Raw genomic sequence first — 13,261 nt, 5'->3', positions numbered from 1 at the left:
AACGACATAGGGCGCGCCAGTGGTTTCGGCGCGCCCTAGCATCATTCTTTGCTTCCGGGGGCCGATGGCTCCGCCCGGAAAGGGCCGTCCACTAGAAAGGAGACGGTCTGGAAGCCCGGCCTGAACCGGGGGTGAGATCACCATCTCACGTACCGAAGTTTTGTCAACAAGCGTGCGATCGCACTTAAGCTTGACTATAGAGGCCGAGCCAGCGGCGAGACGGCGGGCGACTCTAAAGGCGCGATGGCGGCGTAGCGGGCGATCAGCGGATCGGCGGCGGCCTGGGCCAGCACCCAGTCGCGGAAGGCGGCGATCTTGCGCACCCGCGCGCGGTCGCTGGGATAGGCCAGCCAGTAGCCGCCCATGTAGCGGGCCACCACGTCGAACGGCATGACCAGGCGCCCTTCGGCCAGCTCGCGAGCGAAGAAGATCGGCGAGCCCAGGGCCGCGCCGTGGCTGGCCAGGGCGCTGGCCACTTCCAGGGCCTGGGCGTCGGACGCCAGGCGCGGGGTCAGGCGATCTTCGGCCACCGCGACTCCGGCGGCCTGGAACCACTCCTCCCATTCGCGGGCGATGCCGATCCTGGGGATGTCCAGCAGGTCCTCAGGGCGCGAGAGGCCGCCGATGCGGGCCAGGAACTCGGGCGAGACCAGCGGGGTCTGGACGGCGGGGATGAGGAAGTGAGCGGTCATGCCTGGCCATTTCCCCTGGCCGCCGCGCAGGGCCATGTCGACGCCCTCGCGGGACAGCTCGACGACCCGGCTGGAGGCCTCCAGCCGCACGGCGATGCGCGGGTGGGCGATCTGGAAGCCGCCCAGGCGCGGGGCCAGCCACTGGCCGCCCAGGCTCTGGACCGTGGTGATCGACAGCACGCCTTCCTCGGTCTCGACCAGGTCGGACACCGCCGAGCGCAGCAGGGACATGGCCTCCGTCGCCGCCCGCGACAGCCGCTCGCCGGACGAGGTCAGGGTCACTTCGCGGGGCAGGCGGTTGAACAGCAGCTGGTCCAGCTGCTGCTCCAGGGCTTTGACCTGCCAGCTGACGGCCGCCTGGGTCACGCCCAGCTCGTCGGCGGCGCGGGTGAAGCTCTTGAGGCGAGCGGCCGCCTCGAACACGCGGATGGCGGCGAGCGGCAGGCGGGCGAGGATGTCTGGCATAAGCTTACCTTATGCATAGCCAAGGAGGCCGCGTTTGTCATCAGGCCAGTGAACGCCGATCTTCCACGTCATCGGCAGCCAAGGAGGGCCGCGATGATGGACCAGGCGCTCAAGATTCATAAGGAAACTTCGTTCGGCTGGGTGCTGGCGCTGCAACAGCTGTGGGCCTTGCTGCGCGCCCCGAGCCCGCCCCCGAAATACCCGCGCCTGATCCAGCCGCGATAAGGCGCCTTGATCCGGTGCGCGCGCTTCCCACGTCCTAGAGCAAAGGCGAGGGAACGCGACATGACCCACAGTTTGACCCGGCGCGGGGCCATGGCCCCTCTAGCGATTGTTCTCGCCCCTGGTCTCGCGCGCGCCGCTTCCTCGGCTCCCCGGCAGCCCCTCGCCGTGGTCCGGGTCGAGGGGCGGCGGCGCGCGCTCTTCGAAATCGCCAGCGGGCCGGTGACGGTGCGTGATGGCGATGTCGTGCTGGGCCGCTTCGAAGACTTCGTTGAGCTGGACCTGCCGGACCAGGCCCGTCGCCTGACGATCGAGGCGGACGGCAAGATCTCCACCCTTGACCTGCCGGCCGACGATGGCCCGATGCTGGGACCGCCGCTGCGCGGCGGACCGTGGGCGGCGATCTACAAGGCCGACTGGCCGCGCGGGCATCGACGGGTGTTCTATGATGGCCGCCTGCCGGGGCGCACCGCGATCGACTGGGTGAAACTGGACGACCAGGGCCGCATCGCCAGCGGCGATCCCGACCTTGCCCGCGACGCTTTGGGTTATGGCGCGCCGGTGCTGGCCGTGGCCGACGCGGTGGTCGCCGCCGCGCGGGACGGCGTGCCCGAGGCCGAGCGGGTCTCCAAGAACGGCAAGCATCCCCGGGACCTGGCGGCCGGCAACTATGTCTCGCTGGACCTGGGGAACGGCCGGTTCGCGATCTACGAGCACCTGGTCCCGGGCAGCCTGCGGGTGAAGCCCGGCGACCGCGTACGCAACGGCCAGGTCATCGGTCGCCTGGGGTTCTCCGGCGACTCCACCGGCCCGCACCTGCATCTGCACGTGGCCGACGCGGCCGCGCCCTTGCTGGGCGAGGGTGTCGGCTACGGCTTCGAGCGCTTCACGCTGCTGGGCCGCTACGAGGATCTGGGCCGCCTGGGTTCTGCTCCATGGACACCGCTGGCGGGCCTGGCGCCCGAGCGCCGCAACGAGCTGCCCGGCTGCAACGTCGTGGTCCGCTTCCCGGACTGACGCGCAAAGAAAAAAGGCCCCGGCGTTTCCGCCAGGGCCTCGTTCCATTCGCAGTATCGGAGACTTAGTCTTCCGACGAAGCCGCGGCGGCGGCGGCCTTGGTGTTGCCACCGGCGCGCTCGGCGATACGGGCCGACTTACCGCGACGGTCGCGCAGGTAGTACAGCTTGGCGCGACGGACGACGCCGCGACGCTTGACTTCGATGCTTTCGATGCTCGGCGAGAGCAGCGGGAACAGACGTTCCACGCCTTCGCCGAACGAGATCTTGCGGACCGTGAAGCTCTCGTGGACGCCCGTGCCGGCGCGGGCGATGCAGACGCCCTCATAGGCCTGAACGCGCTCGCGCTCGCCTTCCTTGATCTTCACGTTGACGCGCAGGGTGTCGCCGGGACGGAATTCCGGGATCGCGCGGACGGCCAGCAGACGGGCCGCTTCTTCTTGCTCGAGCTGAGCGACGATGTTGATCGCCATGGTCTAGTCTCCTTTGGGCTTTCCCCTTTTGGGGTCGCCTTTTGCCTGTTGATTGGCGAGATGCGCTTCCCAGAGATCTGGACGCCGCTCGCGGGTCGTTTCTTCACGCATACTTTGCCGCCACTGACCGATCCGCTTGTGATCGCCCGACAGCAGCACCTCGGGGATATCCAGTCCTTCGAACGTCCGCGGTCGCGTGTACTGCGGATGCTCCAGGAGGCCGTCCTCGAAGCTTTCTTCCAGCGTGCTCTCGATATTCCCCAGCACACCCGGGGCCAATCGAACGCACGCCTCGATCACGACCATCGCCGCCGCCTCGCCACCGGCAAGGACCGCGTCTCCGACCGAGACCTCCTCGAACCCGCGGGCGTCGAGCACCCGTTGATCCACCCCCTCGAAGCGGCCGCACAGCACCACGATGCCGGGCGCCTTGGACCACTCTCTTACGCGCGCCTGGGTCAGGGGCCTGCCCCGGGCGCTCATGTACAAAAGCGGCCGACCATCCAGCTCCACGCTGTCGAGCGCAGAGGCGATGACGTCCGCTTTGAGCACGGCTCCCGCGCCGCCACCCGCGGGGGTGTCGTCGAGGAAGCCGCGCTTATCCTTGGAAAAGGCCCGAATGTCCAGCGTTTCCAAACGCCACAGGTCCTGCTCGGTCCAGGCGGTCCCGATCATCGAGACGCCGAGCGGGCCGGGGAAGGCCTCGGGGAACATGGTCAGGACGGTGGCGGTGAACGGCATGGGCGCTCTTTAGCCGCAGGCGGGCCGAGAGTCGAAGGGGTGTCGACCAGCAGCGTTCACCAACAGCATTTCCGGCTTGTTCACCCTCCTGAGCGAAGTTCAGGCCGAAAAACTTCGTCCGGATCCGCCCATGTCGACCCTGAGCCGCCTCATCCGACGCCTGAGCCAGGGCGCCAGCGCCTTTGGCGGCCGTCTGCGGCGCGACCAGCGCGGCGCGATCGCCGTGCAGTTCGCCCTGCTGGCCATCCCGCTGTCGGTGCTGGTCTTCGCTCTGGTGGACCTGGGTCGCATCGGCCTGCAGCGCCGCCAGATGCAGGACGCCCTGGACGCCGCCACCCTGATGGCCGCCCGCTCGACCGCCACGACCGACGCCGAGCTGGAAGCGATCGGCGACCCGGCCTTCGTGGCCGAGATCGCGGGCCTGAACCTGGGCCTGACCGCCTCGAACTCGACCTTCAAGAATGGCGCGACCAACCACGTGATCGGCACGGCTTCGGGGACCCTGAAGCCGATCATCGCCAACCTGTGGACCGGGTCCAATTTCGATGTCGTGGCGACGTCGGACGTGGTGCGCTCGTCCAAGGACCTGGAAGTCGCCGTGGTGCTCGACATCACCGGCTCGATGGAAGGCTCGCGGATCACCGACCTGAAGACGGCGGCGAGCGACCTCGTGAACATCATCGTCAAGGATCCGGCGCAACAGACACCGTTCTACTCAAAGGTGGCGCTGATCCCGTACGCGGCGGGGGTCAATCTGGGCACGTATGCCGATGGCGCGCGAGGCGCGATCACGAACCGCGCGATCACCAAGATCACCAAGGCCAACCAGGCCGTGGTCACATCGAACGGCCACGGCTTCATCGTCGACGACCAGATCTCGTTCTCGGGCGTCGGGGGCATGACCACGCTCAACGGCAAGACCTACACCATCAAGTCCGTGACCGCGAACACCTTCACGGTCGACGCCAACACGTCCAGCGCCTCGACCTATACGTCGGGCGGCGTGGCGACCTGCGAGAAGAGCACCAATCCTGGCTGCCGCAAGTACGTCTACGACAACCCCTATGGCACGGCGACGACGCGGACGATCAGCACCTGCGTCAGCGAGCGCACGGGGGGGGACGCCTATACCGACGTCGCGCCCAGCACCTCGCCGGTGGGCCGCAACTATCCGACCACCGCGGCCGACAACTACAGCGGCGCCAATCCCTGCCCCAGCGCGACGATCACACCGCTGACCAGCAACAAGACGACGCTGACGAACCAGATCAACGCCCTGGACACCGACGGCTCGACCGCGGGTCAGATCGGCTTCGCCTGGGGCTGGTACATGATCTCGCCGAACTTCGGCTATCTGTGGCCCGACGTCACGCAACGCCCGGCCGCCTACAAGACCAAGGACCTGATGAAGGTCGTGGTGCTGATGACCGACGGCGCGTTCAACACGCCCTACTGCAACGGCGTCATCGCCCGCAACGCCGGCTCGGGCAGCGGCACCTATTCGGACCACATCGGTTGTGACGCGACCAACGGCGACCCGTTCACCCAAACCAAGGCGCTCTGCAAGGAGATGCAGGACGCCAAGTACGACATCACGATCTACACGGTCGGGTTCGACGTGGACGACAACACGGCCAAGGGCGTGCTGAAGGGCTGCGCCAGCAAGCCCGAATACGCCTTCTTCCCGGCGACGGGTTCGGAGCTGAAGACGACCTTCAAGTCGATCGCCCAGGAGATCTCGCAGCTGCGGATCGCCAAATAGCCTAGACGGCTGGGGGCTCGCCGTAGCGGTTGGCCCCCGCCTGGCTGGGCTGGGCCAGCAGCACGACCAGTAGCACCAGGACGAGCAGATAGAGCAGGTTGTTGAAGAAGATCGCGAAGAACAGCCTCTCGATGCCCGGAGGCGGCGCCTCGAAGCTGCTGACCACGACGTAGAAGCCGCCGATGCCGAAAGCCAGGAAGGGCAGCGGCGCCAGGCCCCAGTAAGCTCGTCGTCCCGTGTCATGCAGCCGGCGCGACACCGCGGCCGCCAGCAGGGCGACGACGGCGACGATCTCGACGCCCATCAGCACGACAAGGCCGCCGAGGTCGGGAAAATCCTGAGAAGGCGTGGCGGGGATCAGCAGGCTGACGGCGATCATGTTGCCCGCGCCCATGATGATCATCATCAGCAGGACGACGACGCCGACATAGGGCCAGAAAACGCGCCGCGGATCGCGGCCCGAAAAGTCCGTAAGCCTGGCCAGGCTCTGCCCCAGGAATTCCAACCGCCCCTCCCCAGAAGCAGAACGCGCACGCCGGGACCATGACGTCGAGGCGAGCGCGCGCAACCCTCTTTCGGAGGTTGTAGGTCCTTTTAGGCCAGTTTGATCTCTCGCAGGCGCTGCTGGAGGAATTCGTCGGCAGTAATCGACTCCGGATAGCGGTCCGGGTTCTCGGGCGTGACGCAGTTGGGCAGGGTCTTGATCTCGTAGTCCGACGCGAAGTGCAGGAAGAACGGCGTCGAGTAGCGCGGCAGGTGGCGGCGCTCGGGCGGAGGGTTCTGCACGCGGTGGATGGTGGAGGGCAGGACGTGGTTGGTCAGGCGCTCCAGCATGTCGCCGATGTTGATGACGATGCAGCCCGGGGGCGGGTTGATCGGCAGCCAGTCGCCGTTGCGGTCCTGCAGTTCCAGCCCGCCTTCTTCTGCGCCCATCAGCAGGGTGATGGTGTTGATGTCGCCATGGGCCCCGGCGCGCACGCCGGTGGCGTCCAGCGGGATCGGCGGATAGTGCAGCAGGCGCAGCACCGAGTTGCCGTCCTGGACGGTCGGCTTGAAGAAGTCGCGGTCCAGCTTCAGGTAGGTGGCGATCGCCTCCAGCACCTTGCCGCCCATGTTGTCCAGCGCGTTGTAGAACCAGCTGACGTCGTGCTTGAAGGCCGGGATCTCGGCCGGCCAGACATTGTCGGCCATGGTGGCGCGGAAGCGGTGGCCGGGCGGCAGCTCGCGGCCCATGTGCCAGAATTCCTTCAGGTCGTGGTGCGTGGCGCCCTTGGCGGTCTCGACGCCGAACGGGATGTAGCCGCGCGCGCCGCCCTTGACGCCCGCGTACTGGGTCTTGGTCTCGACCGGCAGGGCGAAGAAGGCCTTGGTGTCGGCGATGGCCGCGTCGATGCGGTCCTGCGGGATGTCGTATTCCGACAGCACGGCGAAACCGTAGCGCTCGAACGACGCGCCCAGCTCCTGGGCGAAGCGCGGGAAGTCCTTGCTGTAAAGCGTGAACGAGATCGGATCGATGGCGGAGGTGGACACTTCTTCGAGCCTTGAGGTTAGTAAGTTCCTTCTTACTACACCGGGCCGGGAACGAAACGAAGGCCGTTCATCCTGGCTTCAGGCGCGGTATTGGAACTTGACCATAAGATGGGCGTTTGCCCGTTTGACCTTGATCTACAACAAAGACGTGGGAGTTGCGACAATGCGCAAGACTGCTCTGGCCGCCCTGCTCATGGGCGCCGCCGCCCTGACCGCCTGCTCCACCACCGATCCCTATACGGGCATGCCGGTGCGCAACAACACTGGCACCGGTGTGCTGGCCGGGGCCGCGGGCGGCGCCCTGCTGGGCTACCTGACCAACACCAACAAAGGCGAGCAGGGCCGCAAGAACGCGCTGATCGGCGCGGGCATTGGCGCGCTGGCCGGCGGCGCGGTCGGCAACTACATGGACCGCCAGCAGGCCGACCTGCGTCGCAGCCTCGAGACCTCGGGCGTGATGATCCGCCGCAACGGCGACCAGATCGTGCTGGTCATGCCCAGCGACGTGACCTTCGCCGTCGACAAGTCGGACGTGCAGCCGCAGTTCACCCGCGTGCTGGACGACGTGGCCCGCACGCTGAATGCTTATCCGCAGACCACGATCGACGTGGTGGGCCACGCCGACTCGAGCGGCGGCGCCGAGTACAACCAGGGTCTGTCGGAGCGCCGCGCCAGCGCGGTGGCCGACTATCTGACTCGCCAGGGCCGGGTGATCACTGACCGCGTGTTCGTGGCCGGCATGGGCTCGCGCCAGCCGATCGCGGACAACGCCACGGCCGCTGGCCGGGCTCAGAACCGCCGGGTCGAGATCATCCTGCGGCCGCTGACGTAAGCGCGCCAGGGTTAAGTGTATGCGGTTAACCCGCCCGGGCGCGCGCTCACTTTGAGTGACGCTTAAGGGCGCGGAATCGTCGCGCCTTTGATCCAAACGGTTGCTTTTCCCTCGCGCCGTCGCCAATTCGTTCTCCTTATCGAGGCGGCGCGAGGTCGAAGTGAACAAGTTGGCAAGCGAAGGCGTCAGTCTGACCAAGCAGGCCTATGGCCTGACCGAAGACCTGATGACGCCCAACGCGGCCGTCTACTGGATCGATCTCGTCGTGTCGGTCGCCCTGATGTGGGCCGGCCTGTATGTCGCCGCGACGACCGCCAGCCTGGCCATCGGCTTGATCGCGGGCCTGGTCAGCGTGCTGGCCCTCTATCGCGCTCTGTCCTTCATCCACGAACTGACCCACCTGCGGGCCGACGAGACGCCGGGCTTCCTGGCCGGCTGGAACATCCTGGTCGGCATGCCGCTGATGACGCCCTCCCTGATGTACGAGGGGGTGCACAACATCCACCACATCAAGGATCGTTTCGGCACCGCGCTGGATCCGGAATACCTGCCGCTGTCGCGCTTCACGCCGCTGAAGCTGGCGGTGTTCCTGTTCGTGGCCCTGCTGGCCCCGCTGGGCGTGATCCTGCGCTCGGCCATCCTGATCCCGCTGTCGTTCGTGATCCCGCCGCTGCGCGTCTATGTGCGCACCAAGCTGTCGGCCCTGATGATCAATCCCGACTTCGTGCGCGAGGACCTGCACCGCTGGCGCGCCGGCTGGGTCGCCCAGGACGTGGCTTGCTGGCTGTGGTCGTGGGCCGTGATCGCCGCCACCGTCGCCGGCTGGCTGCCGCTGCGCTTTACGCTGACGGGACTGGCGATCTTCGCCGTCGCCACCTTCGTCAACCAGGCCCGCACCTTGGTCGCCCACCACTGGGACAATGACGGGGGCAAGATGACCCTGGACGAGCAGTTCCTGGACTCGGTCAACGTGCCGCCGCCGAACCTGGCGTCGGAGCTCTGGGCCCCGGTGGGCCTGCGCTACCACGCCCTGCATCATCTGCTGCCGCGCCTGCCGTACCACAATCTGGGCAAGGCCCATGCGCGCCTGACCGCGGCCTTCGCGGCGGACTCGATCTATCATCGCGCGTCCGAGAAGGGGCTGTTCGAGGCCCTGGCGGATCTGTTCCGCCGCGTGGGTCGCAAGACCCCGGTCGACCAGCCCGCCCATTAAGCGGCAATTGAGGGCCGGCGTGTAAGGAAGGTCTCCTGAAGCGGAGGCCTTTCGGACGTGACGACGGCCGCACCAGTGATCGATCTCGCCGGCGCCGCCCATCGGCTGGCCGCGCCGCTGCTCGACGTGCTGTTGCCGCTGGGTTCGGTCTTTTCCTTGATCTCTCTGGCCAGCGCCCTGGTCATCGGCGCCCTGCACATCGTGCTGAGCCGCCGGGCGCGGGGCCGCAAGACCTCGCCGCGCCTGCTGTGGCGAGCGCTGTTTCCCCGCAAGGTCTGGCTGACAGCGTCCAGCCGCGCCGACCTCGTGTTCTTCGTCTTCAACGTCTGGGTCGCGGGCCTACTGCTGGGCGCCGCGCTGCTGTCGGGCCAAGCGATCTCGCGGGGCCTGGCCGCCTGGCTAACCGGTGCGATCGGGCCGGGGGCGCTGGGCGCGACGCCCTGGCCGGTCGTGGCGGTGGTCGGGACGGTGCTGGGCTTCCTGACCTACGAGCTGGGCTACTATGTCGACCATTGGCTCAGCCACAAGGTCCCGTTCCTGTGGGCCTTCCACAAGCCGCACCACACGGCCGAGGTGCTGACGCCGCTGACCGTCTACCGCGTCCATCCGATCGAGAGCCTGAAGTTCGCCAACATCGCGGCCCTGGCCAGCGGAGCGACGGGCGGGGTCCTGGCCTGGGCGTTCGGGCCGGCCTGGCATGAACCTTTGGCGTTCGGCCAGAACGCCATCTTCCTGGTCTTCATCATGACCGTGGTGCACCTGCAGCACTCGCACGCCTGGATGACCTTCGCGCCGCTGGGCAAGTGGCTGCTGAGCCCGGCCCACCACCAGATCCACCACTCGGCCGATCCGGCGCATTTCGGCAAGAACCTGGGCAGCTGCCTGGCCGTCTGGGATCGGATGTTCGGCACGCTGCATGTGCCCGGCGCGCGGCCCAAGGACCTGACGTTCGGGGCCATCGCCGCCGACCCGCACAGCCTGACCGGCGGTTTCGCCACGCCATTCGTCGAGGCCTTCCGCCCGCCGCCCTCACCCGAGTTGCAAGCGGCCGAATAAAGAAGCGACGCGGGACCGGCGGGACCACGCGTCGCAAAGGTTTGGGCTGTTTCACGCGGTGGTCCGGCCTAGCCATGTCCCCCACGACGGGGTCGGCCGGACCGGCCGCTCGACGCGAGAACGCTGCCAAGGGAATGGATGCGTCGGCCTCACGCCACGCCGATCCCGTAGAGCCCGGCCCGGCGCGGAGCAACGGCGGCTCCGGTGTTTGAGACGGCCGGTCATGAATCTGAGACTCCGCGCACGCGGGTATCTCAAGACATTGACGGCCTGCGGCTTTCGAGGCTCGTTGGTCGGGTATCGTCATTCCGAGTTCGTCGCATGCCGTCTTCGTTGCCCCAGTTCCAGGCCGGCACCCGGATCACCCCGGGCCGCGAGGGCGCGCAAGCCTATGCCGAAGCCATCGCCCCGGTGTTCGACACCCGCCTGCGCGACGTCGACGCGCGCGGCCCGGACCTGGGCATCAATAGCTTCAACATCGGCCCGATGGTGCTGGGCCAGGCCCATATGAGCGGCGGCGTGTTCGGCTATGGCCGCGACGGGCGCAAGATCGCGTCCACGGGGCTGGAGCTGGTCCTGGTGCAGATCATCGTCGACGGCGAGGACCGTCGCTCCACCGGCGGCGACGAGACCATCGCGCGGACGGGCGATGTCTGCCTGCTGGACCTGACCCGCACCTTCGTGTCGGAGACTGCCCACTGCACCAACATCAACCTGGCTTTGCCGCGCGACGCCTTCGACGCCCGCGACATCGACCTGGACCCGCTGCACGGCCTCGTTCTGCGTCGCGAGAGCGCCGGCGCGCAGCTGCTGCGCTCGCACGCCGAAAGCCTGATGCGCGTGGCCCCCGACCTCGCGCCCGAGGAGGCCTATGGCGTCGGCCGGGCGACCACCGACCTGCTGGCGGGCCTTACCCTGGGCCAGCGCGGCGAGGAGACCCGGCGGGCGGCGGCCGAGACCCAGCGCGCACGCCTGCGCCGCTTCATCGACGCCAACCTGCACGACCCGGACCTGGGCGCCGAGCTCCTGTGCCGCCGCTTCGGCGTCTCGCGCGCCTCGCTCTATCGCCTGTTCGCGCCGCTGGGCGGGGTCAGCGAGCACATCCGCAACCGCCGCCTGCGCCGGGTGTTCGAGGCCCTGTCGGATCCCGCCCAGTCGCAAGGCATGGCCCAGGTGGCCGAGCGCTACGGCTTTACCGTGTGGTCCAGCTTCAGCCGGGCGTTCAAGAGCCGCTTCGGCATGACGCCGGGCGAGGCGCGCGGGCAGGGCGCGACGGCGGCGGCCCGCGCCAGCGTCCAACAGGCCGCCAGCGGAGACCTGTCGGACTGGCTGCGGGCGCTGGACGCGGCTTAGGTCGTCCCTTCCTGCTGCGCCCGTTCGCGCAGTTCCTCGTCCAGGCTGGCCGTGTCCCAGGCGCCGCCGGCGTCGCCGGGGCGCATGCGGTGCAGGTCGGCGTCCAGCAGGCTGTCCATGGTCTTGGCCGCATCGCGCGAGGCCAGGATATAGGCCTCCTCCTGGCCCCACATCGGCCGCAGCTCCTCGAACATCCGCCGGTCGTGGCGGCGGAAGAAGGCCGAGGCGCGGTGAGCGCGGTGGGCGCGGAACCCCAGCTTTTGCAAGGCGGTGGTCCCCAGGGCCAGGGCCGACTCGAAGGTCTCGCGCTCGACCGCGTCGGCGCCGTTGGACAGCAGGTCGTAGGCGTGGCGACGGTCCCAGGCGCGGGCCAGGATGATCAGGTCCGGGAAGGCCTTGCGGGCGGTCTCGACCAGCTCGACGGTCTTCTCGCGGTCGTCCAGGGCGACGATCAGCATGCGGGCCCGCTCGGCCCCGGCGGCGCGCAGCAAATCGAGGCGCGTGGCGTCGCCATAGTGCACCCGGCGGCCAAAGCGGCGCAGCAGCTCGATCTGCTCGATGTCGCTGTCCAGGATGGTCGACTTGAAGCCGTTGGCGGTCAGCAGGCGGCCGGTGATCTGACCAAAACGGCCAAAGCCCGCGATGATGATGTCCGGCTCGCCCTCGTCGAAGTCGCCGGTGTCGGGGACCACGTCGGGAATGGCCGCGTCCATCAGGTCGGCGACACGCTCGTACAGGATCATGGCCACCGGCGTCAGGGCCATGGAGACGGCGACGGCGGCGGTCAGCAGGGCGGCCAGCTGGACGCCAATGACGCCCGCGCCGACCGTGAAGCTGAGCAGCACGAATGCGAACTCGCCGCCTTGCGCCAGCGCCGTGGCCACCGCCAGCGCGCCACGCTTCGGCGCGCCGAACAGCCGGGCGATGCCGTACATGACCAACAGCTTCAGGGTCATCAGTCCCAGGACGATGCCCAGCAGCTGCAAGGGCTGGCTGGCGACCAGCGGCAGGTTCACGCCCGCGCCGACGGTGATGAAGAAGAGGCCCAGCAAGAGGCCCCGGAAAGGCTCGATGTCGCTTTCCAGCTCGCGGCGGAACTCGCTTTCGGCCAGCACCACCCCGGCCAGGAAGGCGCCGAGGGCGGGCGACAGGCCCACTACCTGCATCAGGCTGGCCACGGCGACCACGATCAGCAGGGCGGCGGCGACGAAGATCTCGCGCAGGCGGGCCTTGGCGATGAAGCGAAACAGCGGCTGGACCAGGTAACGGCCGCCGCCGATCACCCCGGCCACGGCCGCGAACACCGACAGGGTCTGGGCCCAGATCGGCAGCTCCGCCACCAGACTGCCGCCGCCATGGCCGCCGCCGGCGTCGGCATGGTGCGCCGCGCCGGTGGCCAGCAGGGGCAGCAGGGCGAACATTGGGATCACCGCCAGGTCCTGCAGCAACAGCACCCCGAACGCGGCGCGGCCGACCGGGCCTTGCCTGAGTCCCTTCTCATCCAGGGTCTGGAGCACGATGGCGGTCGAGGACATGGCCAGGACGAGGCCCACGGCCAGCGCGGTCTGCCACGGCAGCCCCAGCGCCAACGAGGCGCCGGCGATGGCCAGGGCGGTGCCCAGCACCTGCGCGCCACCCAAGCCGAAGATCGCCTTGCGCATGTCCCACAGCATCGAGGGCTGCACCTCGAGGCCGATCAGGAACAGCAGGATGACGACGCCGAACTCGGCGAACTTCATGACGTCGGCCTGGTCGCCGACCAAAGCGAGGGCGAACGGACCGATGACCACGCCGGCGATCAGATAGCCCAGCACCGAGCCGAGCCCCAGCCGCTTGGCGATCGGCACCGAGACGACGGCCGCGCCCAGATAGACCAGGGTCTGGGTGAGGAAGTTCTCCATGCGTC

Annotated in this window: 13 protein-coding genes; 7 read left to right on the top strand and 6 right to left on the bottom strand. The window is 68.3% G+C overall.

All coding sequences use genetic code 11. The annotated features are described in order from the left end of the window. Positions 1-194 precede the first annotated feature (194 nt). On the bottom strand, positions 195-1,157 hold the full coding sequence (locus AC1RRR_RS20830) for a LysR substrate-binding domain-containing protein (protein ID WP_492815782.1): 963 nt from the start codon (positions 1,155-1,157) through the stop codon (positions 195-197). Positions 1,158-1,250: 93 nt separating this feature from the next. Here AC1RRR_RS20830 and AC1RRR_RS20825 point away from each other — a divergent pair, with 93 nt between their 5' ends. Next, positions 1,251-1,382, top strand: a complete 132-nt coding sequence (locus AC1RRR_RS20825) for a hypothetical protein (RefSeq protein ID WP_492815781.1) — start codon at positions 1,251-1,253, stop codon at positions 1,380-1,382. A gap of 60 nt (positions 1,383-1,442) precedes the next feature. Then, the gene (locus tag AC1RRR_RS20820) at positions 1,443-2,396 is read left to right on the top strand and encodes a M23 family metallopeptidase (protein WP_492815780.1); all 954 of its coding nucleotides are present in this window, start codon (positions 1,443-1,445) and stop codon (positions 2,394-2,396) included. 64 nt (positions 2,397-2,460) lie between these two features. On the opposite strand, the gene rplS is transcribed toward AC1RRR_RS20820, so the two are convergent. Both rplS and trmD read right to left on the bottom strand, forming a co-directional pair. Then, entirely contained in the window at positions 2,461-2,868 is a 408-nt protein-coding gene (gene rplS, locus AC1RRR_RS20815) for a 50S ribosomal protein L19 (protein WP_492815779.1), read from the bottom strand. Positions 2,869-2,871: 3 nt separating this feature from the next. Then, positions 2,872-3,609, bottom strand: a complete 738-nt coding sequence (gene trmD / locus AC1RRR_RS20810; RefSeq protein WP_492815778.1) for a tRNA (guanosine(37)-N1)-methyltransferase TrmD — start codon at positions 3,607-3,609, stop codon at positions 2,872-2,874. Positions 3,610-3,739: 130 nt separating this feature from the next. Between trmD and AC1RRR_RS20805 the strand changes: the two genes are divergently transcribed. Next, complete coding sequence (locus tag AC1RRR_RS20805; protein WP_492815777.1) at positions 3,740-5,371, top strand: ubiquitin-activating E1 FCCH domain-containing protein; 1,632 nt, start codon at positions 3,740-3,742, stop codon at positions 5,369-5,371. Between the two features lies 1 nt (position 5,372). On the opposite strand, the gene AC1RRR_RS20800 is transcribed toward AC1RRR_RS20805, so the two are convergent. Beyond that, the gene (locus AC1RRR_RS20800; protein ID WP_492815776.1) at positions 5,373-5,876 is read right to left on the bottom strand and encodes a DUF805 domain-containing protein; all 504 of its coding nucleotides are present in this window, start codon (positions 5,874-5,876) and stop codon (positions 5,373-5,375) included. A gap of 89 nt (positions 5,877-5,965) precedes the next feature. Next, positions 5,966-6,901 (bottom strand): isopenicillin N synthase family dioxygenase, encoded by a 936-nt coding sequence (locus tag AC1RRR_RS20795; protein WP_492815775.1) that lies wholly within the window; start codon positions 6,899-6,901, stop codon positions 5,966-5,968. Between the two features lie 163 nt (positions 6,902-7,064). Here AC1RRR_RS20795 and AC1RRR_RS20790 point away from each other — a divergent pair, with 163 nt between their 5' ends. The 4 genes from AC1RRR_RS20790 (at position 7,065) to AC1RRR_RS20775 (ending at position 11,355) form a co-directional block, all read left to right on the top strand. Next, the gene (locus AC1RRR_RS20790; RefSeq protein WP_492815774.1) at positions 7,065-7,733 is read left to right on the top strand and encodes a YiaD family glycine zipper/OmpA-like lipoprotein; all 669 of its coding nucleotides are present in this window, start codon (positions 7,065-7,067) and stop codon (positions 7,731-7,733) included. 160 nt (positions 7,734-7,893) lie between these two features. After that, a complete protein-coding gene (gene cerH / locus AC1RRR_RS20785) occupies positions 7,894-8,946 on the top strand; it encodes a ceramide hydroxylase CerH (RefSeq protein WP_492815773.1) in 1,053 nt (350 codons plus the stop codon). A 57-nt stretch (positions 8,947-9,003) separates the two neighbouring features. Next, positions 9,004-10,002: a sterol desaturase family protein gene (locus tag AC1RRR_RS20780; protein ID WP_492815772.1), complete on the top strand. Its 999-nt coding sequence runs from the start codon at positions 9,004-9,006 to the stop codon at positions 10,000-10,002. A gap of 321 nt (positions 10,003-10,323) precedes the next feature. Then, positions 10,324-11,355 carry a helix-turn-helix domain-containing protein gene (locus tag AC1RRR_RS20775; RefSeq protein ID WP_492815771.1) on the top strand — a complete coding sequence of 344 codons (1,032 nt, stop codon included), beginning with the start codon at positions 10,324-10,326 and terminating at the stop codon, positions 11,353-11,355. Here AC1RRR_RS20775 and AC1RRR_RS20770 read toward each other — a convergent pair. Further along, entirely contained in the window at positions 11,352-13,256 is a 1,905-nt protein-coding gene (locus AC1RRR_RS20770; RefSeq protein ID WP_492815770.1) for a monovalent cation:proton antiporter-2 (CPA2) family protein, read from the bottom strand. The genes AC1RRR_RS20775 and AC1RRR_RS20770 overlap by 4 nt on opposite strands. Between the last annotated feature and the right edge of the window lie 5 nt (positions 13,257-13,261).

Source organism: Caulobacter sp. GW821-FHT12D05 (genome assembly GCF_058807295.1).
The sequence above is the reverse complement of the archived record's forward strand: the minus strand, read 5'-3'. Positions and strand labels throughout refer to the sequence as shown.

Bases quoted from the DNA above. Each gene is read 5' to 3' on its own strand.
- rplS (WP_492815779.1), bottom strand. From the start codon at position 2,868: ATGGCGATCAACATCGTCGCTCAGCTCGAGCAAGAAGAAGCGGCCCGT.
- trmD (WP_492815778.1), bottom strand. From the start codon at position 3,609: ATGCCGTTCACCGCCACCGTCCTGACCATGTTCCCCGAGGCCTTCCCC.
- AC1RRR_RS20775 (WP_492815771.1), top strand. From the start codon at position 10,324: ATGCCGTCTTCGTTGCCCCAGTTCCAGGCCGGCACCCGGATCACCCCG.
- AC1RRR_RS20770 (WP_492815770.1), bottom strand. From the start codon at position 13,256: ATGGAGAACTTCCTCACCCAGACCCTGGTCTATCTGGGCGCGGCCGTC.
- AC1RRR_RS20830 (WP_492815782.1), bottom strand. From the start codon at position 1,157: ATGCCAGACATCCTCGCCCGCCTGCCGCTCGCCGCCATCCGCGTGTTC.
- AC1RRR_RS20825 (WP_492815781.1), top strand. From the start codon at position 1,251: ATGATGGACCAGGCGCTCAAGATTCATAAGGAAACTTCGTTCGGCTGG.
- AC1RRR_RS20805 (WP_492815777.1), top strand. From the start codon at position 3,740: ATGTCGACCCTGAGCCGCCTCATCCGACGCCTGAGCCAGGGCGCCAGC.
- AC1RRR_RS20790 (WP_492815774.1), top strand. From the start codon at position 7,065: ATGCGCAAGACTGCTCTGGCCGCCCTGCTCATGGGCGCCGCCGCCCTG.
- AC1RRR_RS20820 (WP_492815780.1), top strand. From the start codon at position 1,443: ATGACCCACAGTTTGACCCGGCGCGGGGCCATGGCCCCTCTAGCGATT.